Annotated in this window: 19 protein-coding genes and 1 pseudogene; 8 read left to right on the top strand and 12 right to left on the bottom strand. The window is 46.2% G+C overall.

What is annotated here, in order from left to right; translation table 11 throughout:
• Window positions 1-10: 10 nt before the first annotated feature.
• The 3 genes from MY523_RS02420 to MY523_RS02410 all read right to left on the bottom strand — a co-directional run bounded on the left by MY523_RS02420 (window position 11) and on the right by MY523_RS02410 (window position 2,516).
• Entirely contained in the window at window positions 11-463 is a 453-nt protein-coding gene (locus MY523_RS02420; protein WP_250657220.1) for an SRPBCC family protein, read from the bottom strand.
• A gap of 104 nt (window positions 464-567) precedes the next feature.
• Window positions 568-1,470, bottom strand: coding sequence for an alpha/beta hydrolase (locus tag MY523_RS02415; protein ID WP_250657219.1), 903 nt, complete (start codon window positions 1,468-1,470; stop codon window positions 568-570).
• A gap of 215 nt (window positions 1,471-1,685) precedes the next feature.
• Entirely contained in the window at window positions 1,686-2,516 is an 831-nt protein-coding gene (locus MY523_RS02410; protein ID WP_256470513.1) for a M90 family metallopeptidase, read from the bottom strand.
• Window positions 2,517-2,661: 145 nt separating this feature from the next.
• On the opposite strand from MY523_RS02410, the gene MY523_RS02405 reads away from it, so the two are divergent.
• The 4 genes from MY523_RS02405 (at window position 2,662) to MY523_RS02390 (ending at window position 10,908) form a co-directional block, all read left to right on the top strand.
• Window positions 2,662-3,171 (top strand): sn-glycerol-3-phosphate transporter, encoded by a 510-nt coding sequence (locus tag MY523_RS02405; RefSeq protein ID WP_250657217.1) that lies wholly within the window; start codon window positions 2,662-2,664, stop codon window positions 3,169-3,171.
• 50 nt (window positions 3,172-3,221) lie between these two features.
• The gene (locus MY523_RS02400; protein ID WP_250657216.1) at window positions 3,222-5,654 is read left to right on the top strand and encodes a DNA polymerase II; all 2,433 of its coding nucleotides are present in this window, start codon (window positions 3,222-3,224) and stop codon (window positions 5,652-5,654) included.
• 153 nt (window positions 5,655-5,807) lie between these two features.
• Window positions 5,808-8,105, top strand: a complete 2,298-nt coding sequence (locus MY523_RS02395; RefSeq protein WP_250657215.1) for a LemA family protein — start codon at window positions 5,808-5,810, stop codon at window positions 8,103-8,105.
• Window positions 8,106-8,325: 220 nt separating this feature from the next.
• A complete protein-coding gene (locus MY523_RS02390) occupies window positions 8,326-10,908 on the top strand; it encodes an EAL domain-containing protein (RefSeq protein ID WP_250657214.1) in 2,583 nt (860 codons plus the stop codon).
• Between the two features lie 85 nt (window positions 10,909-10,993).
• On the opposite strand, the pseudogene MY523_RS02385 reads toward MY523_RS02390, so the two are convergent.
• Window positions 10,994-11,182 (bottom strand): annotated as a pseudogene (locus tag MY523_RS02385) (VF530 family protein); the annotation flags it as partial.
• Window positions 11,183-11,232: 50 nt separating this feature from the next.
• A complete protein-coding gene (locus MY523_RS02380) occupies window positions 11,233-11,994 on the bottom strand; it encodes an enoyl-CoA hydratase/isomerase family protein (RefSeq protein WP_250657213.1) in 762 nt (253 codons plus the stop codon).
• A 233-nt stretch (window positions 11,995-12,227) separates the two neighbouring features.
• Here MY523_RS02380 and MY523_RS02375 point away from each other — a divergent pair, with 233 nt between their 5' ends.
• Window positions 12,228-12,644, top strand: a complete 417-nt coding sequence (locus MY523_RS02375; RefSeq protein ID WP_250657212.1) for a hypothetical protein — start codon at window positions 12,228-12,230, stop codon at window positions 12,642-12,644.
• A 144-nt stretch (window positions 12,645-12,788) separates the two neighbouring features.
• Here the strand turns inward: MY523_RS02375 and MY523_RS02370 are convergent, their stop codons facing one another.
• From MY523_RS02370 to MY523_RS02340, 7 genes are all read right to left on the bottom strand, one after another.
• A complete protein-coding gene (locus MY523_RS02370) occupies window positions 12,789-12,980 on the bottom strand; it encodes a CPXCG motif-containing cysteine-rich protein (RefSeq protein WP_250657211.1) in 192 nt (63 codons plus the stop codon).
• Window positions 12,981-13,026: 46 nt separating this feature from the next.
• Complete coding sequence (locus tag MY523_RS02365; protein WP_250657210.1) at window positions 13,027-14,619, bottom strand: ABC-F family ATPase; 1,593 nt, start codon at window positions 14,617-14,619, stop codon at window positions 13,027-13,029.
• A 232-nt stretch (window positions 14,620-14,851) separates the two neighbouring features.
• Window positions 14,852-15,397 carry a GreA/GreB family elongation factor gene (locus MY523_RS02360; protein WP_250657209.1) on the bottom strand — a complete coding sequence of 182 codons (546 nt, stop codon included), beginning with the start codon at window positions 15,395-15,397 and terminating at the stop codon, window positions 14,852-14,854.
• 5 nt (window positions 15,398-15,402) lie between these two features.
• Window positions 15,403-15,672: a Kazal-type serine protease inhibitor family protein gene (locus MY523_RS02355; RefSeq protein WP_250657208.1), complete on the bottom strand. Its 270-nt coding sequence runs from the start codon at window positions 15,670-15,672 to the stop codon at window positions 15,403-15,405.
• Between the two features lie 88 nt (window positions 15,673-15,760).
• The gene (locus tag MY523_RS02350; RefSeq protein WP_250657207.1) at window positions 15,761-16,555 is read right to left on the bottom strand and encodes a bacteriohemerythrin; all 795 of its coding nucleotides are present in this window, start codon (window positions 16,553-16,555) and stop codon (window positions 15,761-15,763) included.
• Between the two features lie 184 nt (window positions 16,556-16,739).
• Complete coding sequence (locus MY523_RS02345; RefSeq protein ID WP_250657206.1) at window positions 16,740-17,258, bottom strand: DUF4136 domain-containing protein; 519 nt, start codon at window positions 17,256-17,258, stop codon at window positions 16,740-16,742.
• 152 nt (window positions 17,259-17,410) lie between these two features.
• Entirely contained in the window at window positions 17,411-18,346 is a 936-nt protein-coding gene (locus MY523_RS02340; protein WP_250657205.1) for an esterase/lipase family protein, read from the bottom strand.
• 347 nt (window positions 18,347-18,693) lie between these two features.
• On the opposite strand from MY523_RS02340, the gene MY523_RS02335 reads away from it, so the two are divergent.
• From MY523_RS02335 to MY523_RS02325, 3 genes are all read left to right on the top strand, one after another.
• The gene (locus MY523_RS02335; RefSeq protein WP_250657204.1) at window positions 18,694-19,758 is read left to right on the top strand and encodes a hypothetical protein; all 1,065 of its coding nucleotides are present in this window, start codon (window positions 18,694-18,696) and stop codon (window positions 19,756-19,758) included.
• Between the two features lie 90 nt (window positions 19,759-19,848).
• The gene (locus MY523_RS02330) at window positions 19,849-20,955 is read left to right on the top strand and encodes a putative solute-binding protein (RefSeq protein ID WP_250657203.1); all 1,107 of its coding nucleotides are present in this window, start codon (window positions 19,849-19,851) and stop codon (window positions 20,953-20,955) included.
• Between the two features lie 306 nt (window positions 20,956-21,261).
• On the top strand, window positions 21,262-22,899 hold the full coding sequence (locus tag MY523_RS02325; RefSeq protein WP_250657202.1) for a methyl-accepting chemotaxis protein: 1,638 nt from the start codon (window positions 21,262-21,264) through the stop codon (window positions 22,897-22,899).
• Window positions 22,900-22,943: the final 44 nt, after the last annotated feature.

Here is a 22,943-nt window from a genome sequence, read left to right as displayed (position 1 = left end):
CATGAGGCTGTTACTGATAACTGGCCGCTAACGTTGAAAAGCCTTGCTTCACAGGCATCTCGATGGCTTTTCTTAAAATACTGCCCAAAAATGGGATCGGAAGCCTAGGCTCGAATTCAATCGTATAACGTACACGAGTGTTTTCTCTGCCGTCTGGCGAGTCAACGGCACTAAACTCCATGCGACCGATATGGTTTTTAATCGGACTACCTTTGCTCACTACGTATTCCATTAGCTTGTTGGGTTCAAACGTGACGACAGTCTCTTCAAAGTCAGCCAGCGGCACTGGTGTAATTTTTCTTACAGACCCTAACCCGTTGAGATGGCCATCCTGCCCGTCGACTACCCTCGTTATCTTTGCCTTAAGCAACGTTCCAAACTTTTCATGATCGGTCAGGTCTGCAAACACCGCATTAACGGGCGCCTTAAACTCTTGCATAAGGTCAATATATTGTTTGGTCATTGGTGAAAGTCCCTCTGGGTCGTTGCTCTTTGTTGGCCGTTGTAATTTATTGAGAGTATGCCTTTATTGATAATTGACAGTTCTCAGGCGTTCGCCTGGCATACTCACTCAGCGTTGGCATGCCGCTGTATAAAATGCCCCATCTTTTCCATTGCCTGCTTTGATTCAGGCATAACTCCGGCATGGGCATGCCAGATATGCCAAACATGACGGTATACCTCCAACGAAGCATCAACACCTGCATCCTTTGCCTTATCAGTGACTCTAACCGCATCACTCAGCAGAATTTCATCGTCCGCAGCATGGGTAAGCATGGGTGGAAGACCTTTGAACTGACCAAACAGTGGCGAGGCTAAAGGGTTTGCCAAACCATCCGGCCCCGCATAGTTGTGAGCAAGCTGTCTTGTCCATTGCGCATTCAGCATAATATCCGTTTTCGCGTTATCACGAACACTATCTCCACTCATTGTCAAATCCGTCCAGGGTGACATTAGGCAGAGACAAGCAGGTAATTCAACGCCTTCGTCTCGCAGTCTCATTGCCGTTGACAGTGCAAGCCCTCCGCCTGCGGAGTCTCCCGAAATCGTTATATTTTCGCCTCGATAACCTTGAATCAACAACCATTGATAGGCCGCTTCGGCATCCTCCAGGCCTGCGGGAAAGGGATGCTCTGGCGCTAACCGATAATCGATTAAAAGAACATTGGCATTGGCTGATCTCCCCAAACGAGCCGCATACTCCTTATGCGTATCGATAGAGCCTATGTTATACGCACCGCCATGGAGAAATAAGATTACTCGATGATTCTTGGCGTTAACATCAATCCATAAAGCGGGAATATCCCTTATCTGCAAGGGCCTGGATTTAACGCCTAAAGGCATTGGCACCACCCCTAACAACCGATTGAGTCTTTTTCTTTGGGTTGTCACCGGTATGTCTGCATTAAGAATAGGTGCGACGAGTTTCTTGACCACCCACCGAGTTGCTTTGTTTTGAGGACTAGGCATACAGCTTTACTATCTCTAATTTATTACACGTTATTGCTGGTTTTATATCACCACACTTAGAGCAAAAACTCTACCCCTTTGTGCTGGAGCAGGAAAGTAGAAAATAGCCCAATAGTTGATAAAACCGGCCATACATCCCGGTTACACTGGTTGACGATCTACCGAACACCGCCACCCCCCAACAAAAACAGTGCGTAAGCCTTCACAGCCTTGCGTTAATCAACCCATTCGGTGGGGTCAACCGCATAAAACAGCTTCATTTCCTCAAATAACTCTGGGTGGCGATGGCGAAGTTGAACCGGTCGCTCAAAGAACGTTTCCGTCACCACCGCAAAAAATTCAGCAGGGTTAGTTGCCCCATATTGGTCAATCAAACTACCGTAGCCGGAATTTGTTTGACGTTGCAGTGTCTCAAACTCTTTAGAAAGCACTTTCGCCCAGCTCTGGTAACTAGACTGAGTCCCCAATAGCGGTGCGCCATTGGTTGACCCTGACTCCTGATCTAACTGATGCGCAAACTCATGCAACACGACATTTTGGCCATCACTAAAGTTATTAGCGCCTTTGATCACATCATCCCATGAAAGAATCACTTTTCCTTGGCTCCACGACTCTCCCAGCATTCCTGTCCGCTTGTGGGAAACAACGCCAGACTCATTTTGCTCACTTCTTGAGGCAACAAAAGAAGAGGGGTAAACCAATATATGGTGCAGTTTATAGTAGTGGTTAGTTGGCCGGTTCAGCAGCAACAGGCAAGCCTGACCAGCAATAGTGACTCGAATCTCATCGGTGACAACCAAACCATCGCAGCCATAGAACGTTTTATCCCGTATAAAATATTTGACCTTATGGTCAAGTTGCTGCCTTAATGGCTGCGGTAGCTTTGAGTAGATAGGAAGATTGGTATTCAATATCTCGTTCCACTCAGTTGGAAAAGGCTGATTTTTAAACTGCCATTTTTTAAATTGCTTCCAAATAAGCCAAATAGCGGCACAAGAGCAAAGAAATATCAAAAAATGAACAGCTGTCAAAATAAAAAACCTCACGTAATAGAAAGGGAACCCACTGATAAATATAGTTAAAACAATATATGGGGGTGTTTGTTGACTATTTCAGCTTAAATTCATATTGATTGCCATAAAAATCGTCTATAATCCACGATTTTTAGACTTGCCATTAACAGCCGGAACAATGATCCAAAATATAGCAGCCCTCTCTCTACTTTTTGTACTCAGTGTCACCTCAATTAACGTTTATGGAGACTGGTTGGAAGAAGGAGATCAGTTCTATTTTCAAACCAGCTTGTATACGGTGCACTTTGACCCTCAAGATGATCATAACAACAAACAGGACCTGATCAATTTAGAACTTCAAAAAGCATCAAACTGGCTTGGCGGGTTGGCATTTTTCAAGAACTCTTTTGGCCAAAACTCCCAGTTTGCTTACCTGGGTTACAACTGGACAATCCCACATACGCAAGATTTTATGTATATCAAGCTTGTAGGCGGGCTGATGCATGGTTACGATGGGAAGTATAAAGATAAGATCCCGTTAAATCAGGCTGGCGTAGCCCCCGCCATATTGCCATCTATTGGGGTTAGATATAAGCGGGTTCAGTCTGAAATCGCACTTTTTGGCGCCGCTGGAGCCATGTGGACAATAGGCGTTAATTTCCCGATAGCAGGTGAAACAGACGAGTAAATCAAAGCTAGAGCACACAAAAGGCTAGCCACCACCAACAAGCGATAATAATGACAGTCTTCAACGGTTTCGTACTGACCCGCCAATGGAAAGATCACTATTATAATGGCAAGCCAACATTAGAGCTCAGATTCTGGATTCATACGCCATCAGGCCCCCAACTCGTTATACACCATCAGCAAGACGCTATTTTTTTTATCGAATCACGGCACGACTCTCGAGCCAGTCAGCTATGCCAGAACATCTCTTATAGACGTCGCGCGTTACCGCTAAAAACATTCGATCAACAGCCGGTTTCGGCATTCTACTTTCCCTCATTAAAAAATATGCGGGACGCCCAAAAGCGGCTGGAAAAGGCAGGTATAACCGCTCTCGAAGCGGATATAAAAGCGCCCGACCGCTACTTGATGGAAAGGTTTATCACTGGCCCTGTTACCTTTGAGGCAGAAGCCGGCGAGAACCTGCTCAACACCAAGCTAAAGCCCTGCCAGTTCACCCCACGCTTCAATGTCGTATCATTTGATATTGAAACATCGTTTACCGGTGATCACCTCTACTCTATTGCGTTATATAGTGCAACGAGGAAAACCGTGCTGATGCGAGGCAACGGCCCAACAACAGATCACTGTACATATTTCGCGACTGAATCAGATTTAATCCATGGCTTCCTTAACTGGATCGAACAGTACGACCCAGACATTCTGATTGGCTGGAACTGTATTAACTTCGACCTCAGGTTTCTTGCCCGAAAGTGCGAAGCACTCGGTATTCCATTTAGCCTCGGTAGAAATCGTGAGCCTGTTGAGTGGAGAACATCGGGTAACCGAGACAACGAGAATGAGGAAGACAAACACTATTTTGTGCTGGTTCCTGGTAGAGCTGTTCTGGATGGCATCGACACTTTACGTTCAGCCACCTACCACTTCGAGAGCTTTTCATTGGAGTATGTAGGCCAGCACCTGCTAGGTAGAGGCAAGCTGATTCACGACCCTGATGACCGGGGTGAAGAGATCATCAGATTATTTAACGAAGACAAGCCCGCACTGGCAGCCTATAACCTTGAAGACTGTAAACTGGTCTGGGATATCTTTGCAAAAACCGATCTGGTCAATTTCGCCATAGAGCGCGCTCGGCTGACAGGCCTCGCACTTGACAGAGTTGGCGGCTCCGTCGCCGCATTTGAAAACCTCTATTTACCCCGCCTTCACCGGCAGGGCTATGTTGCCCCCAATCTGCCAAAGAACCCACAAGGCGTAGGCAGCCCTGGCGGGTACGTCATGAACTCGATGCCCGGGCTTTACGAAAACGTGATTGTGTTAGATTTTAAAAGCCTGTACCCAAGCATCATTCGCTCATTCAAAATTGACCCTTACGGGCTAGCTGAGGCAGACGCACTTTGGCGTGACGACGATGAACACACCCCGGAGCCGCTAAAAGATATATCACGATACTCTCCAGGCTATCGCAGCGCGTACTTCAAAAAAGAACAGAGCATTCTGCCAACACTTATCGAAAAACTTTGGCATGCCAGGGATAACGCCAAGCAACACAATAATAGTGCACTATCACAAGCGATAAAAATCATCATGAACTCATTCTATGGTGTGATGGGCACACCCGGTTGTCGATTCTTTGACCCTCGCCTTCCAAGCTCGATCACCCTTAGAGGGCATGCCATCATGAATCAGACGCGAACGTTGATCGAAAACCAGGGGTTCCACGTTATTTACGGTGATACCGACTCCATATTTGTCTGGATTGAGCACCCGGTTTCAAACGCTGAGGCAGATGAGATCGGCCACAAGCTAGTGAAACAGGTTAACCAGTGGTGGAGCAACCATTTAGCACAGCAATACAAACTCGATAGCGCGCTTGAACTGGAGTATGAAAATCACTATTCAAAATTCTTAATGCCTACCATGAGAGGCTCAAACCAGGGTACCAAAAAGCGTTATGCAGGCCTGATAAAAACGCCACCAACTCAGCCCGGTAACACAGACGAGCCCCCCTATAAACTGGTGTTTAAAGGCCTTGAAAATGTTCGCACTGACTGGACGCCACTGGCAAGGGAGTTCCAGCGGTTACTTTATGAACGTATTTTTACAGGCCAGCCATATAAAGAGTTCGTATTACAAACCGTCAAAGAGATCAGAGAAGGCCGACATGACCAGAAGCTCTTGTTCCGCAAACGTCTTCGCCGCAAATTGGCGGACTATCAAAAGAATATCCCTCCACATGTACAAGCCGCCAGAAAAGCGGATGACTGGCTACAACAACAAGGTAGACGGCCTCGCTACCAAAACCGGGGCTGGGTTGAATATGCCTATACTGTTCGAGGCCCTGAGCCAACGGAGTGCCTGGTTTCTCCACTGGATTATGACCTCTATCTAGAACGCCAGATTGCGCCCATTGTCGATGGTATTGTAATGTTTCTGGGAGAGTCATTTTCTGAATTAACCAGTAATCAAATGAACCTTCTATAGGTTTAAGTTCATAGATTTAAATTCATAGATTTAAATTGATAGGTAAAATTCACCGCTTGGGCGCACAAATCTTAGCGTTAGCGTATAAATGACAAATAGCCCCCCCAAACCCTAACCCTTTGAATAGCCATTTTGAGGCCTTGAAGTCAACGTATGAAAAAAGCACTCACCTCTCCTCTTCTATTTCTTTGCATTGCGGCAGCGCTCTGTTTTGTCGCCTTCATGCTGCTGCCAAAAGGGTTCGATGAAATAGAACGTATCAGACAACTTGAACGTATTCCGGAAATTTCAATCAACACGGTTTTACAGGGCGAAGTCAGTGTTAAAGGTAAAGTCACACCTCAGGCGTCCCTTCTCCAAAGCAGATATAGCGACACGCCCTCTGTCTACTACCGCTATTTGCACGAAGAAGAGAGGGTCGATTCGGATGGGGATCGCCACTGGGTCACTGTAACAGATGAGCATAGGGCCGTGGACTTTACCATTACTGACGCTACTGGCTCGATTAACGTGTCAACTAACGAAAGTCGTACCCAGCCTATTCTTTGGTCAATGCCTTCATCAATGCGTACAACCGTAGGCAAGTACCGTCACACCGAGTGGCGAATCGAGCCCGGACAAGAGGTCAGTGTAACCGCCTACGCGCTAGGAAACAGCGGTTCGGCCAGATTGGCTTTTACACCCGAAGGAGTTTATACCCCTATCGTTTCAAAATACGGTCTTGACTATGAACGGGGAGAGAAAGGCAAAAGCGGTATATTTTTTATTTGGCTCGGCTTGGTAGCGCTAGCATTTGCAGTACTTTTTGTTATCTGGGCGATCAAGATTCACCGGATCATCACCTACCTATCAATACTCACCTTCACTCTCACACTGGTTTTGCTGCACTTGGGTATAACCATGTTAAGCGGTGACCTCAACGCAAGTATGACACGCCTATCCTCACAATATGAGGTCGTTCAACAAGCAATTAGTGCTGCCAATGTGCCACAACTTGAGTCAGAGCTGTCACTAGAGACGCCCACCAATTACAACGAGTATGCCGATGCTGGCGTTGATGTCTCAGCGTTACAACGGCTATCAGATTTAAAAGTCAATCTTGCACTCTATCAAGCCCAATTAAAACGACAGCTGGCACAGTTTCCCGACAGCCTGATTGGCTGGTCAATGGGTATAGATATTCAACAAAAAACGATAGGCCTAACTAAAGAAGAAAAAGACAAAGTAGAGCAGCAGCTTAACCAACTCAAAGCGACCAGTATTTCAGATAGCTGGGTTCGCTGGGTCGCCTTAGCCGCTTTGGCAGGTATGCTGATCGCCAGTTACGTGGGGTTTCGTAAAATACGCTTTAAGCGTTTTATTGAAAGCATACCGACCTCTAAAGTTTCTGGTGTTGTTTACGGTCTGGCAGAGATAAAAGGCAAAATAGAGTGCGCAGACAGTGAAGCTTATTTAACGACACCTGTCACCGGCAAAAAGTCCGTATGGTATTACTACAAGAAGGAAGAGAAACGAAAAAGCGGAAAGAACGAGAAATGGGTAACGCTGGTTGAAGAGAGAAAACAGCTGCCATTTTTCGTCTCCGATTACACCGGCAAGATGAAAATTATCGCCGACAATGCCGACGTTATTTCAAGCAACAAAAAGGTAACCCGAGAAGGTCGCTACCGCTACACGGAGGAGTATCTGAAGCCCAATGAAACACTTTACGCGATTGGTTCTGCCCAGGTAGATGAAAATGACCCTGCTCGCTTACAGATAGCCGATGGCGATAAGTCAGTACCGTTTATTTTGAGCAACCTGTCAGAACAACAAGTCATGCTGCGAAAAGCCCGAAACGGCATGATTTTTCTCAACATGGCATTTAGTGCTCTATTATTGGGTGCTCTGCTTCTGTTTGCCAGTAGCGGTGGTCTCAGCCCAGACAACTTTCTACTGTCAGCGCTAACGGCCCCGATATTTATGATCGGGTTTATGGTTATTCTTCACTACAACGATATTATATTTTTACGCCAGCGGGTTGAACGAAACATCGCCAACATCAAGGTGGTACTTCAAAAGAGATTTGATTTAATCCCCAATCTCGAGAAAAGCGTTAAGCACTATTTAGCGCATGAAAAATCATTACTCGAACAGATAACAGCATTAAGGCGTCGGTATCAACCAGATAATATGAGTCACCAAGATAAGGCGGGGCAAACGCCAAATGCGCACCCACTATCAACAAGCATGAAAGCTATCATAGAGCAATATCCTGAACTTTTGAGCCATCAGGTAATCAAGCAACTGATGGATTCTATCACCGATATTGAGGACGAGTTATCGATGATGAGGGAGGGCTACCTGGATGCAGTCGAGATCTATAACGCCCGCATACAGACCTTTCCGGATGTACTACTGACCAAATTATTTGGATTCAAACAGCACGATCTCTTGTCATGGAATGGATAATCGTATGCCTGAAGGCGGTACAATGTTGACGCAATGTAACACTAATAACGTTGAGCGCGCGTCAACACACACTGCTTAGTTATTTTTTCTCTCAACTAGTCTACACTGAGATAATTGCGGAGAATTCAGTGATGGGAGCGCTCACCTTAAACAGTCATCGTTCAGTACAATCAGCTGTTTTTTTCATTGAGAATTCATTGACCAAATTGGTAAACTGTTAGTGGCCCTATTCCCCCACCTACGACTCGTTTTAGCTGTTTTGTTGGTTTGCGCCTGGAATTTAACCCTAGCCGATACACCAACCATCACGATTACTGATTCTTCCCCCATTCAATCTCAATTCCAGTATGTAGAAGACGCTTCCGGGCAGGCTGACGTCAGCGACGTTATGGCGCTTCCAGACAGTCAATGGCAACTGATCCCCGACGGTAGTGCAAACTTTGGCATAACCAAATCCCCCTATTGGCTCAGGCTTTCTATCAACAATCAAACGCCTATGAACCTTAACCTAATTGCAGCGCTTGATTACTCTCAATTAGACGATGTTGTTTTTTATGTCTTCATGGGGAAAAAGCAAATTCATACATTCGCAACAGGCGACACTCGCCCTTTTTACCCGAGAGAGGTCGATCACCCTAATATGCAGTTGCGTTTTAACCTTGAAGCAGAGCAGACAAAGACACTCTATATTCGAATACAGACCAATGGTTCAATGATTTTGCCGTTTCAAATATGGCGTGAGAATAATTATTTTGCGGCTACAGCCAAAGAACAAAAACTTCATTTTTTCTACTACGGCTGCCTAACCGTTATTATTTTAATCAACCTGGCGGTATTTTTAACATTAAGAGAAAAGCTATATCTCTATTATGCACTTGCCATTGCTGGATACCTTTTGTTTTTCACATCCATACTTGGATACAGTTTTCAACACCTGTACCCTCAATCCCCAACCATCCATGGTCGTGCACTATTAGTATCAATGCCAATTCTGGCATTCTTTTCAGTGCTTTTCTGCCGAGAGTTTCTGAAAACAAAATCCCACAGCCCAAAACTAGACCTAACCCTCAGGGCGTTGCTGTACTTTGAAATTTTCAATTTTTTCTCCGCATTACTCTTCGGCTATAACACCGCCATCATGATTTCTGCTATTTCAGCCTTTTTCTTCTTCTCCATCTTATTCGCCGCAGGTCCGATTACATGGATGACAGGCTCACGTGCCGGGGCTTTCTTTACGATCGCATGGTCACCACTCACAATCGGCGTATTAGCAACTGCAGGCCGGTCAGTTGGTTTTTTTCCTGAAAACTTTGTGACCCAGTACGCCATGCAAATCGGCTCAGGGCTAGAAGCGTTTATTCTCACTTTAGCCCTTGCAGACCGACTATATCGTGAAAGAGAAGAAAAAATTCAAGCGCAATCCGATAGTTTACGAAAAGAAAAAGCGAGGCATGAAGCTCATAACAAACTTACCGATGCAATGTTGCATGACCCTATTACACAACTTCCCAATCGAAACCAGTTTGAGTGGGTGGTTAACCAACAACTGGAACGCGATCCCAATGGTCACTACATAGTGGGAGTCGCACGGGTAACTCGCATCGATGAAGTAAACAGAACACTCGGACTAACTCGAAGCGAACGCCTTCTCGATCGTATAGCTAAGAAAATGACTGAGTTAGCGACCCAATTGCCCGGTATTCATAGTGTATACGATAGTGTTGGACGTGAAGAGTGGGTCTATCAACTGTCAGGAGATTGTTTTGGTATTCTCATCAACGCCAATGATATAGGTGATCAATTTTCGCACCTTGACAAGTTGCTTAAACGCCTGTCAGAGCCTGTATTAATGGATAGTTTAGCGATAGAGCTACACCCTAAATTTGGTGCAGCAAGTTACCCTGTGCACGGTGATAATGCAGCCCTTCTAATCCGCAACGCTCATGTCGGGATGGAGATTGCGCCACACGGTAGACAAGAAGCAGGCGTCTATTCTCCAGATTATGATATATACAGTGAGAGCCGGCTGACACTGATGTCCGACTTGCGAGAGGCGTTACTTCAGAATCAAACACAGCTCTACTATCAACCTAAAGCCTGCCTGATTGATGGTGATATTATCGGCCTGGAAGCACTCATTCGCTGGCACCACCCTGAACGAGGCTGGGTTTACCCGAACGATTTTATCCCGCTTGCGGAAGAAACAGGCGTAATCACCCAGTTAACGCGTTGGGCATTTGAGCGCGCTATTAGTGACCTGGCATCGCTACTTGGCGACTACCCTAAACTAAACGTATCGATCAACATTTCCGCTCGCGACCTCGATTCAGGTGGGCTCAATGAGCTAATCAAATCAAGTTTAAACCGTCATAATGTTAAAGCTGAGCGACTCATAGTAGAGCTGACTGAAACAGCCGTTATGGAAAACCCGAAAAACGGTTTGGTCGTTCTAAAAGAGCTGACAGATTCCGGGCTTCGTGTCTCAATTGATGACTTTGGCAGCGGTTATTCATCCCTCTCTTATCTAAAAGAATTGCCTGCTACGGAAATCAAATTAGACAGATCTCTCGTCATGGACATATGTACTAGCGATAGCGCCAGGATTATTGTAGAGACAACGATTAATATGGCCCACAGTCTTGGCTACAAACTCGTTGCAGAAGGCGTTGAGGATGAAGACACAGCGCGTTTACTCAAGCATATGGGGTGCGACTATTTACAAGGATACTGGCTCTGTCGCCCTATTCCGTTAACAGAACTGACTCAGTGGCTAACCAGCCAACAAGCAATCTTAAAGTCATAAACGAACGAAAATATCGCCTATGAATTATGCCTTCCTTGTCTGGGTCAGATAATCAAGTATCACTCCCCTTCCACAAAGACATATTTTTGTGCTTTGAAATATAGAGTTCTTCTACTTTCTTGCGTGCCCAAGGCGTTTTTCGCAAGAATTTAAGGCTTGATTTAACCGAAGGGTCGGAGTTAAAACAGCGAATATTAATTCGCTGCCCCAACTCTTCCCAACCAAAATAGTCAACCAATCTATTAACGATCTGCTCTAGTGTGACGCCGTGCAACGGGTCATTTGGCTATTCATTCATCGTGCTTATTACCTGTTCGACCCGCGTTACCGGCTAACCATGGCATTGATACGTGCTTGCGTCTCTTCTGACTCAAGCAACCTCACAAACGTCTTCAACTCTGCCGCTACGACATCGCTCACATTGTATGGCAAATATTTTCGTAGCTCCGCCTTGGTTGCAATCAGCGATGGCAGTGGCTGCTTAAGCAATTGCTTGGCAACGCCTTGTGCAACTTCCATAGCCTGCCCCTTATCACTCACCTGATTCACCAAACCCCACATTGATGCTTCTTCGGCACTAAAAAAGCGGCCAGTCAGCAACAATTCACTCGCCGCTTTTGACCCAATGGTAGAGGATAGCAAAGCACTTGATGCCCCCTCGGGAGACACACCTAAATTCGCAAACGGCATTCTGAATTTTGTGCCCGTAGACGCAATAACCATATCGCAGTGCAATAACAGAGTGGTACCAATTCCCACTGCAACACTTTCCACTGCGGCGATTAGTGGTTTGTTTAAGCTACTCAGGGCATCAAAAATGCCTTGAACCCCCGCCATCACCTGATCAGCCTGACCACTTACCAAATCTGCCAAGTCATTGCCTGCTGTGAACTTGCCCTCAGCACCACTGACAATCAGCACATTGCACTGGTCATTTTGGTCCGCCTCTTTTAATGCAGCAATAATATCCTGATAGGTCTGAATGCGAATGGCATTAAGCTTTTCAGGGCGGTTGATGGTAATGTAAGCCACTCCCGCATCAATGTTCAGCACCACATCTTCAAATTGTTTTGTATCTCCGGACATTAGAGTGTTCTCTATTTTTGCTCAAGATGAGCTGAATACTAGTCAGTATTCATAAAGATTTCACCCATTAACTTATCTCATACCGAAAAATCCATTAATAACAAGGCCATATGCGTAGTTAACGATTGTTTACAATTTTTCAAACGACTGTTTGAAACAATTGTTTTAATATAGCGTCATTATTTTATTAGAGACCTATATTTTTAACTAGCTAACCTGATAGGAACGTGACTATGAGAAAAGCAATTAACTACATCGCGACCGGGCTCATTTCAGCATTGGTGTCTGTAGGTGCATTTGCGGGTGATTCGTTGAGTATCGCGAATAGCTCGGTGAATGGTTTTTCAGGAACCTTTCAGGCTGATGCTCATACCATCAAGTTTAGCAGCACGCTGGAAAGCCAGACTCAAGTGAGTTTTACAGTAAGTATTGATGGAGAGGTAAGAGAGGCCAGCTTTGACCTTAAAAACAGTCGTCTGGAGTTGACCGGCGGCAACCAGACCCTTACTCCTGATGAGCAGGATCTGATGTACGATACAGCCCAGGCAGTCGCGGCTTATGTACTTAGAAGTCAGGAAGATTTAGGCGAGCACCTGGTTGTATTGGTAGGTGCCATGGACTACTGGTCAGCGCTTAGCTCTATCCACTAAACAGTAAACATCTAGACCATTTAACGAGAGACATCGAGAGGTGGCAAAAGGCTATCTCTCGATGCAACACACCACACGAGCACTTTGCACACGTATTGAATACGCGACTATTGCTTAACCATTTAGTGCTTAACCATTTAGTGCTTAACCATTTTCTGGTTTTAGCGCGACGGTAGGTATTCCCTGCTCATCAACCATGACAGAGATGAGCATCGGGGCACAGCAAACCTGACAATCTTCCTGGTATTGTTGTTCCACAACGCTACAATCAATCACCAGTTCTATCGGTTCACCGCACAAAGGGCAAAGCTCCGAAACCGTTTCCAGCATGTTCATAGCTTCCTCCCTTTGCTTTCAAGCGTATTTATAACACAGTAACAGGCTACTCGACGCCTTGGCTCTTCAAGTAGTCTTCATAACTACCATTAAAGTCTACAATTCCTTCAGGTGTCAATTCGATAATACGTGTTGCCAGGGATGAAACGAATTCACGGTCATGACTGACAAACAGTAACGTGCCTGGATACTCTTCCAGCGCAGCGTTAAGCGACTCGATTGACTCCATATCCAAGTGGTTGGTCGGCTCATCCATCAGCAGTATATTCGGACGTTGCAGCATCATTTTACCGAACAGCATGCGCCCCTGCTCTCCACCAGAAATTATTTTGACTGATTTTTTAATATCATCCTGAGAGAATAACAAACGGCCAAGAGTGCCGCGGATAACCTGTTCGTCATCACCTTCCTGCCCCCACTGCCCCATCCAGTCGAACAGCGTTTTATCTTCTTCAAAGTCTGCTGCATGGTCTTGTGCATAGCTTCCGATAACGGCATTTTCTGACCACTTAACTTCACCTGAATCAAGCGTTATATCACCTAGCAGTGATCTAAGCAGTGTTGTCTTACCAATGCCGTTCGGGCCAATAATGGCAATTTTTTCACCAACCTCAACCATTAGCTTGAGACCCTGAAATAGGGTTTCACCGTCATAACTCTTCTTCAGGTCATTAGCCTCAAGCGCCAGTCTATGAAGCTTTTTCTCTTGCTCAAAACGAATAAACGGGTTAACACGGCTAGATGGTTTAACTTCTTCGAGCTTGATTTTATCTATCTGTTTTGCCCTTGAGGTCGCCTGTTTTGCTTTCGACGCATTGGCAGAAAAACGGCTCACAAACCCTTTCAGTTCAGCAATCTGGGCTTTCTTCTTGGCATTGTCTGAAAGCAGTCGTTCACGCGCCTGGGTGGATGCGGTCATATACTCATCATAGTTCCCAGGGTACAGGCGCAGCTCGCCATAATCGAGGTCTGCCATGTGCGTGCAGACACTGTTAAGGAAGTGTCGATCGTGCGATATAATAATCATCGTGCAGTTGCGCTCGTTAAGCACTCCTTCAAGCCAGCGAATGGTATTAATATCAAGGTTGTTGGTCGGCTCATCGAGCAACATGATGTCAGGTGCAGAGAATAGCGCCTGAGCCAGCAGAACCCTTAGCTTCCAACCTGGTGCCACTTCACTCATTGGCCCATTGTGCTGCTCCAAAGGAATACCCACACCCAGAAGAAGTTCTCCTGCTCTGGACTCTGCGGTATAACCATCCATTTCGGCAAATTCTACTTCCAGCTCTGCGACCTTAATGCCATCGTCTTCGCTCATTTCAGCCAATGAGTATATTCGGTCACGCTCCTGCTTGACTTCCCACAGCTCGTTGTGTCCCATAATCACCGTATCAAGCACAGTAAACTCTTCAAACGCAAACTGATCCTGACGTAGCTTACCGATGCGTTCATTCGGGTCTGTTACAACGGTTCCGGAAGTCGGCTCCAGATCTCCGCCCAGAATCTTCATAAAGGTCGATTTTCCGCACCCATTGGCGCCAATCAGACCATATCGGTTACCTTCGCCAAATTTAACAGATACGTTTTCAAAAAGAGGTTTAACCCCAAATTGCATGGTGATGTTAGCTGTAGATATCAAGTTCTTAGTCCAGAATTAGCCGGCTGCCGTTTCAGGCAAAGCCAAGATGATGGTAATAAACCGGGATAGAGACCTTACCTATTAACAAATCGATATAACCTGCTAATAAGACAATGAAAGTTTAAGGCCACAAAATTGCGGCGCGTATTATCGCATAAATAGGCTATTTAGACGAGGGGTTGGTATAAATTCAAGCGAGTAGTTTTTACAGGGTGAGACCAGGAGGGGGGGGTCAACAGATATCAATAATTTCATAGTGAGTCCTACACCCACCGGCATCCAAAGCAATATCATCTCCTACTCGTTTGCCTATTAAGGCCGATCCGAGCGGCGCTTTAGGTGTAACCACAATGCAGCCCCCTGAAATACGATTGCACGACATACGGTCGCCCGGCATTCGTTCACCCTCAGAATGAGCGTTGTCTTCCAAAACAATCTTCATGCCGCCAGAAGTTGGGCCGATAAACACTGTTCGTTGGTTTTCATCCTCATCCTCCAGCACAACCGTGGCGGTGAGTCGTATTTTTGAGTCTTGGGAAAGCGATACCAGTACCAGGTTCTCATAAGCCGTTATGTCCTGTTCCAACTCTGCGGCCCTGCGGGATTGTCCCTCTGCCAGATAGGAGGCCTCCAGGCCTCTCGTATCGTACTTGTTCTCTGCTTTACTTTCTTCGTTTGTAGCGGCCTCGTGTGCAGCACAGGCAGAGCTGATTGCATTTTTATAATCGGCCTTCAGTTGCTGCAGTATCAGTTTGCGGATAACTTCTTTATCAATCAACGATCTTACTGCCCTTTCTTGACTTCGGGAACGTTGCAGGCGTCCTGATTATACCCAACTACCTCTGGGTGAGAGCACGCATTGCAGCCACTGGAGTAGGTTTGCCACTGCCCTCCCTCATCCAGGCCACAAACAGGTTGATAGATCATCGTGCACATTTGTGGGCGCGGATCTTTGCATCGCGTTTCTGCCGACGGTTTCTCTGGCGAAGCATTACACGCAGATATAAGCGCCCCCGTTATCACCATGGTAAAAATTCGGTTAATACGGTTCATGCGATGATCCTCTGTTTATGGCTCATATAACGGTCAAATTTAACAAAAACTGAATTTAAGAACGACAGTTAAGAACTAAATTTAAGAACTAGGCTTCAAAGTCACCCAGCTCAATATCATTTAACAGCTCTCGCAGCTTGGTTTGTTTATTTTGCAGAGATTTCACTAAATAGATACCTTGAACACAATGTGTATAGGCTTCATCGGATACTTGGGACTGACTCTCATTCGGGACTGATTTTACCAGCGAGTCGCAGTGCCCCCTCAATTCACCAATGCAGACTTCTAGCTCACACAGCATTTTGTCCGTGCCTTCTATATGTTCTCTCACTACAGTCAGTTGACTATGAATTTGCTCTTCATCATCGGCGGATAAGCCCCAAAAATTACGTTTGGGAAGCGAACTGTCAGACAGCGACAAACTGTCATCCGGCAGGTTAACATCATCGTCAGGCAATGGATACTGAGAGGCGGCCTGTTTTTTGGCAAGAATAAAGGCCGCAAGCCTCTGGTCAACCTTGCAGATATGCTTGATCAGCCAGTTAGTCAAGTAAGAAAGAATGACATTGCAGTCTTCCCTGCTTACTTGGCTGAAGTCATGCTGAACGGAGCCTATTTCCTCTTCAAACTGTCGGTGCTGCAACAGATGGGCATGAAGGTCACGTTCAACATAGTGGTACTCGGCCATCAAACTTTCCTCAGTGGCAAAGTGAAACACCGTATAGCTCTTTAACTTATTGAAAACCTCTTCAGCCGCTCCTCGGTCAAACCGCTCCCCCACCAAACTATCCAGTTCGTTAATCAGGCTCACGAGCACTTTATGCTGGTTATCTATTTCTTCGACACCAGTATCATATTCGCTCTTCCATTCAAATATTGTCACTATACGCCCTGCAAAGGTCTCTTGTTTACGTTAGTCATACCTCAAGCATAGCAGCTGAATAACAAATACGTTGGAGTTGTAAAATTGAAAAAAATTCCCCCCATATCGCCATGGGAGTTTCATATGCCGGAAAATCACTATCAGGCCATACGTTTGCCTAAAAAGAGGTCAAAAGACAAGGTTGTTATCGTTGTGGCGGGTAGTTCTGAAACATTTCTTTCACTAGTTCATTCACCAGCTCGGTTCTTTTTTCAGGGCGCATCTGTTCAGTCAGGCGTTTTTGAGATACCGCTCGCCAGATCACACGGCTGTTATCGGTTTCGACCACTTCTACCACCAGTTTGCCCTCTTTAATTTCACGCGCTCGAACCGGTGTATGCATTGCAACCCCCAAATGACTTCGCGACATCCCCACGCCATAAGAAACACCTGTAGACTCAATGCGCACATCTTCCTCAATTCTATAGCGAACGGTTAAACCAGCGCCGCTGTCGACCTGACTAAACCCTTTTAAACTTAACTGTTTCGCTATCGCCTTGTGAATGCGCGCTCGATCCAGGCTCTGAACATCGCCATTTTCCGTCTGTTCAAACTGGTATTGCTTACCTTGCTGAAAATTTGCCGTTTCATCAAAGTCATACACCACTGTCGCAGCACACCCCGCCAGCACCCAATGAACCATTATCAACAACAATAAACGCATCAACCACCTCATTAACAACAATTAAGTACTCTATGATTTCATTAAACGCTTAAGACTATATTACGAAAACTGTCAGCAGACCGCCACAGACAGTGCCAACAATTGCCATTAAGGCTTCGGCCTGCATACCCTGTACAGGCCGAAGCCTTATTCTAGAGGCCGCTATTCTTTAAACGGTTCGCATGGGTTCTGTAGGTGACCACAGGTGAAGTCGAAAACAAACCATAAAAGCCAAATAAATGGTTGATCTCATCCAGGTGGTTCATGCTGTAGTTATCGCGAATAACGAGCCCTAAATGGCTGCCACAGCGCGTAACCAAACCATCACTATCCGTTCCGGTAACCCCTGATGCAATGGCCAGTGCATAGTCTGAAAGGTCAAACAAATTAGTGACGACTTTCGCGCCACTCCAAGAGTAATAACGTATTCCACCCACAGAGTGATCACCTTGCTGACAATAGCTCGCAGGCAGTGCCTGTGGGTGATCAGCATTAAACCGGTTTAGAGATGCCACACTCATTGAACTTAAGAATGCAGCATAGTCTTGTGGCTGATAGGGCATTCCAGAATAACTGTCGACCAGCTGGGCCAAAGCCGTTACTACGGCGGCAATCAAGTTACCTTGCGCGCTGCCTGGCGGGTGCGCTTGCCCAACCCACTCTCCCAATGGGAAGCCTGTGGCCTCATTTGGCGTTCCAATGGTTGTCACCGAAGCGATGCTGCCAGGGGTCACAGACGATGCATACCGGGCCGCCAATCCACCTTGGCTATGTGCAATCAAGTTAACCTTACTGGCACCAGATAATGCAATGATCTCCTCAACCTGGTTAACCAGCTGCTCACCCCGTTCTTCGTTGCTATTCAACGCTGAAAGCTTAACAACATACACCGATGCCCCACCGACTTTTAGGTTGTCAGGAATACGGTAAAAGTAATCGACCCCCGAAATCTCATTAAACCCCATAAAGCCATGTACTAATACAATCGGATATTTTGTAGAAGTATAACCACCGGCAAATGCAGCCGGTGCAGAAATCATCGACATCGCAACGATGACAATAGCTGATAACTGAACGCTTATTCTCATACCTCTCTCCCTGAATTATCTGAGCGAGCCTCACGAATACAGCATTGAAGACCTTTAAACTAGTTGGCCCTCAGCGGAAGCAGGCCACTTATTATTGATCAATAAACAACCACCGAATTAAAGATAGCTGATATTGGCAGTTTGGGTATGTGAATAGGAATAGATACATATAACCGAATCGAACAGTGATAGAGAGAATAACGCTACAGCGATTTTTATAATTGTGCGCTTGACCCCATTATAAGCAGGCGCAACCCGCTACGATTACAGGGTTAACAGCAATAGGCTTAATAGATCAACAGCGCCAACCCAACAATAAATGACCAACAGTTACTCGCGAGAAAAATATGCCTGAACGAACCATGACTCACATCGCCCGCCAAAGTAATGCTCCAGCATCAACCAAGCCCGCTATTAGCAAGGGTTTAGGTGCATCACTGCTATGCTTATCGATGCTTGTCGGCTGTGCGAGTACCACCGAACGAGAGCAACCCAGTGAGTCAGTTGATGTGACTCCGTCAGACGCCCCCCAGGTTCAGGCGGCAGAGCCTGAAGCAGCCAAGCCGGCTGCGACTCAGGGTCAAGCAACTCAGCAACAAACAACTCAGGATCAAATCGAGCAGAATGAGGCGTCAACCATCGAAGGCGCTACTGTAACCGCTGAGGACACCATTCAGCCAGAACCATCTGCCGAAACGCCTGCCGAAACGTCTGCCGAAGCAGGAGTTAACCCGGAGAGCGATGCAGAAACAGCTTCCGTTGAGCCTCCTAGCACTGAACCTGAGGCTCAAATAACAACAGCAGCTACCGCGAACCAGGCAGAGGTATCCCCAGCAACAGCCGACGAAGGCGTAACCACTGACGCTGAGTCTCCATTACCAGACTCGACCCAACCAGCCAATACCGTGGCAGCAGAGGCACTAACAGGCAGCAACACACACGACGCAGGCAACCTTCAAGATGCCAACAGCGAGAACCCAGCTGACCAGCCTGTCGTGCGCTCCAGCAACAATTTGGGGAAATCTTATGGAATCTGGACCCTGAGAAGTGCTGACAACGGTTTTTGCAAACTCAAAACCCCTACACTTCAGATCAGCAATACCGAATACTCATCACAGATCTGGATGGATATCGAAGAGCAGCAGGTTATTGTTAACGCCTACATGCCCCTTAATATCAACCACCCGAAAACAGGCATACAAATAGATAATCAAGCACTACTGCCATTTGCCGAAAAAGTTAACTCAACACGGGCCATTGTTAAAGGTGATATCACATCCCAGCTTTCAGCGGGTAAAGAGCTTCATATATTTATTAATGGCAAGGAAGTGGGTAAACAGGTACTACAGCGCAACGTCAAGCTCACCAATATGAATACGGCTATTTCTGCTCTTAAAAGCTGTAGCCACTAATCTTTGTTTTGATAAGCAGCGATAGAAGTCCGCTGCTTATCATTTCCTATCTTAACAACATAGCCGTAAATGGACGCATAAGAGGTCTTTATGAACGTCGGGACAACAAAAATAAACCACCTGATCAAACCACGTCGGAACACTGTATTCTCAGCGCTACTCCTGCATAGCTTAGTCTTTGCATTAGTCAGCTCATTGACGGCTCAGGCTATCGCACAACCATCAGCGAACACACACTCAACGCGTACAAATAAAGTTGAAGTACAAGAGAGAAGCTTTTGTGTCTGGGATCCGGTAGGAACAGGCGGCCCAGTGGTCAGCATGGTGAAAGAGCTGATTCCAAAATCTATGAGCTGGGGAGTAAAGCTTAACATTGAAGCCTACACCGACGAGAAAGTGGCAGCCAATGACTTTAAAGGTAAAGCCTGTGATGCAGTGCTGCTAACCGATGCATCAATAAGAGACTTTAACCATTTTACCTCTACCGTTAACGCCGTTGGTGCCATTCCTGGAGAGCCGGAGCTACGTACACTGCTAACCACCTTGTCCAGCCCCAAAGCAGCAAAACTGATGAGGCAGGATCACTACGAAATCGCGGGAATTCTGCCTATTGGTCCCGTGTTTGTTTTTGTGCGAGATAAAGCCATCGACAATGTTGAGCAGTTTCAAGGTCAAAAAATGGCGGTATTAAATGGCGACCCTGTTGGCACAAAAATGGTTCGTCGTGTGGGCGGTTCTCCTGTCCCCTCAAGCCTCGCCAACTTCGCAGGCATGTTCAACAATGGCAGTGTCGATATCGTGTTCGCGCCTGCGGTTGCGTTTAATACCATGGAGTTATACAAAGGGCTTGAAGCAGGTGGCGGAATTTTGGAGTACCCCTTGCTCCACACATCGCTGCAAATCGTCATACACCACGCACTGTTTCCAGATGACTACGGGCAAAAGTTAAGAGACTACTCATTATCGAGGCTGGACAGCATGTTGGCGATTGTAAAAGCCGCTGAAAGCGAGATACCTGACGAGTATTGGATCAAAATCGCAGAAACAGACAAAAGCAAATATAACGAATATATGAGAGACTCCCGGCTGTCTCTACGCGATGAAGGCCTTTACGAACCCAAAGCGCTGAGACTGATGCGTAAAGTACGTTGTAAACATACCCCAAGTGATGGTGAATGCGCGTCAAAAATTGAGTAGTCAAACACTGTAAAACCGTTAGTGGTACAGCTGTTTTTGCAATAGCAAAGTCAAACCAAAATCATCCGCTATACTTTTAAAACAACAATAATATATTGAGATCTTTGCATGACGTTACGAGCGAATCAAAGACAAGGCAAAAAATGAAGAAAAAGCGCAGTTTATAAGTAATAAGTCCCGGTCGACCCAGGAGAGCGCACCATTTTGAGTCATTTTTTAACGCTGTATTTGTAAGCGCAGTAGTCGTGCAAAGGTCTCATATTGACGTTTTAAGGGTGAGTGCAGTAGCACAAGGTGGATGACTGAATGATTTCATGGTTACGCAATATTCGTATCGGCTACCGATTAGCTATAGTCATTGCAATAGCAGCATTTGGAACTCTCATACTGAGCGTTATAACACTCAACGAATTCTTTAATACCAGCTACAACGAACGGCAGACAACCACCAAGCATTTGGTCGGAACCTCTTACAGCATACTGAAGCACTATCACAAGCTGGCAAAATCCGGCGAACTTTCAGAACAAGAGGCTAAAAACCTGGCAATATCAGACGTTCGAGATCTACGATACGGAGACAACGACTACTTCTTTATCCTCGACCATCAACCTGCCCTTATCATGCACCCGATGAAACCAGAGCTTCAGGGCAAGAACCTCGATAAGTCAGAAGATCCTAATGGAAAACGGTTGTTTAGAGAAATGGTCGATATCGTTGAGAGCGATGGTGAAGGTTATGTTGATTATTTATGGCCAAAGCCCGGCCATGATGACCCGGTAGAAAAGGTCTCATTTGTAAAAGGCTTTGCCCCGTGGGATATGATCATCGGCACAGGCGTTTATATCGATGACCTGCGAGCACAACAGTATACTTTTCTGTGGCGTTATATCCTGATAGTACTGGTATTGTCCGTGCCACTGGTCGCCATCTTGTTTCTTATCATCATTAGTATTCGACAACCTCTGACCAATACCCTCACAGCCATGGAAAACATCGCTCACGGAGAGGGAGACCTCACGCTTCGACTTGATGAAAAAGGTAAAGACGAGCTTAGTTCCGTAGCCTCTCTATTTAACCGTTTTGTAGCTCGTACCCAATCAACCATTCAGGAGTTTAAAGAGGCAAGCTTGCAGCTCAATACGCTTGCGACTGAAATGAAGGACATTGTCGAAAGCAATATGCAAGGAACAGAGCGGCAGAAAAGCGAAACCCACAGTGCCGCGTCAGCCATCACTGAAATGGCCGCATCAACCGAAGAAATTGCAAAAAATGCACAACAGGCAGCCGATGCAACAGAGTCAGGGTTAGAAAAGTCCTCTAAGAGCAGCCAGGATATCAGTACCTCAATGTCGGGCCTAACCCGGCTGTCTGACGAGCTGGACAACAGTAAAAAAGTGGTAGGCGAACTGACTGAAAATTCTGCCAAAATAGGCTCTATCCTCGATGTTATCAGGGGCATTGCAGAGCAAACCAACCTGTTAGCGTTAAATGCGGCCATAGAGGCGGCGAGAGCGGGTGAAGCGGGCCGAGGGTTTGCCGTGGTGGCTGATGAAGTAAGGGGGCTTGCGACACGAACGCAAGAGTCTACAGATGAAATTCAAACCATGATTGAGCAGATTCAAAATGGGGTTCAGGGTGTCACCCACTCCGTTGACCTGGCACACACTCACTCTCTTGATACCAAGTCATCGGCAGAAACAGCAGAGGAGATGCTGACAGACGTAAATGAGGCAATGCAAGAGATCACATCGATCACCATTCAAATCGCAACGGCCACCGAACAGCAAGCCTCAGTTGCCAATGAGATCAGCAATAACACCCATAATATTGCGGAACTGGTTGATGAGAGTTCAGATAATTTTGCCAGAGTCAGCGATTCAACCGAAGAGATACATTTATTAAGCCAGCTATTAACAGAGAAGGTTGGTCAATTTAAGGTCTGATCGTAAGCAGACCTGATCGTAAGCAGACCTGATCGTAAGCAGAC

The organism is Alkalimarinus coralli, from assembly GCF_023650515.1.
Taxonomy (GTDB): Bacteria; Pseudomonadota; Gammaproteobacteria; order Pseudomonadales; family Oleiphilaceae; genus Alkalimarinus; species Alkalimarinus coralli.
This window is presented reverse-complemented; position numbering and strand designations above follow the sequence as displayed.

Excerpts from the sequence above, each read along its gene's own strand:
- MY523_RS02400 (WP_250657216.1), top strand. The coding sequence starts at position 3,222 with ATGACAGTCTTCAACGGTTTCGTACTGACCCGCCAATGGAAAGATCAC.
- MY523_RS02335 (WP_250657204.1), top strand. The coding sequence starts at position 18,694 with ATGCCTGAACGAACCATGACTCACATCGCCCGCCAAAGTAATGCTCCA.
- MY523_RS02375 (WP_250657212.1), top strand. The coding sequence starts at position 12,228 with ATGAGAAAAGCAATTAACTACATCGCGACCGGGCTCATTTCAGCATTG.
- MY523_RS02415 (WP_250657219.1), bottom strand. The coding sequence starts at position 1,470 with ATGCCTAGTCCTCAAAACAAAGCAACTCGGTGGGTGGTCAAGAAACTC.
- MY523_RS02340 (WP_250657205.1), bottom strand. The coding sequence starts at position 18,346 with ATGAGAATAAGCGTTCAGTTATCAGCTATTGTCATCGTTGCGATGTCG.
- MY523_RS02345 (WP_250657206.1), bottom strand. The coding sequence starts at position 17,258 with ATGCGTTTATTGTTGTTGATAATGGTTCATTGGGTGCTGGCGGGGTGT.
- MY523_RS02395 (WP_250657215.1), top strand. The coding sequence starts at position 5,808 with ATGAAAAAAGCACTCACCTCTCCTCTTCTATTTCTTTGCATTGCGGCA.
- MY523_RS02380 (WP_250657213.1), bottom strand. The coding sequence starts at position 11,994 with ATGTCCGGAGATACAAAACAATTTGAAGATGTGGTGCTGAACATTGAT.
- MY523_RS02420 (WP_250657220.1), bottom strand. The coding sequence starts at position 463 with ATGACCAAACAATATATTGACCTTATGCAAGAGTTTAAGGCGCCCGTT.
- MY523_RS02405 (WP_250657217.1), top strand. The coding sequence starts at position 2,662 with ATGATCCAAAATATAGCAGCCCTCTCTCTACTTTTTGTACTCAGTGTC.
- MY523_RS02370 (WP_250657211.1), bottom strand. The coding sequence starts at position 12,980 with ATGAACATGCTGGAAACGGTTTCGGAGCTTTGCCCTTTGTGCGGTGAA.
- MY523_RS02355 (WP_250657208.1), bottom strand. The coding sequence starts at position 15,672 with ATGAACCGTATTAACCGAATTTTTACCATGGTGATAACGGGGGCGCTT.
- MY523_RS02330 (WP_250657203.1), top strand. The coding sequence starts at position 19,849 with ATGAACGTCGGGACAACAAAAATAAACCACCTGATCAAACCACGTCGG.
- MY523_RS02325 (WP_250657202.1), top strand. The coding sequence starts at position 21,262 with ATGATTTCATGGTTACGCAATATTCGTATCGGCTACCGATTAGCTATA.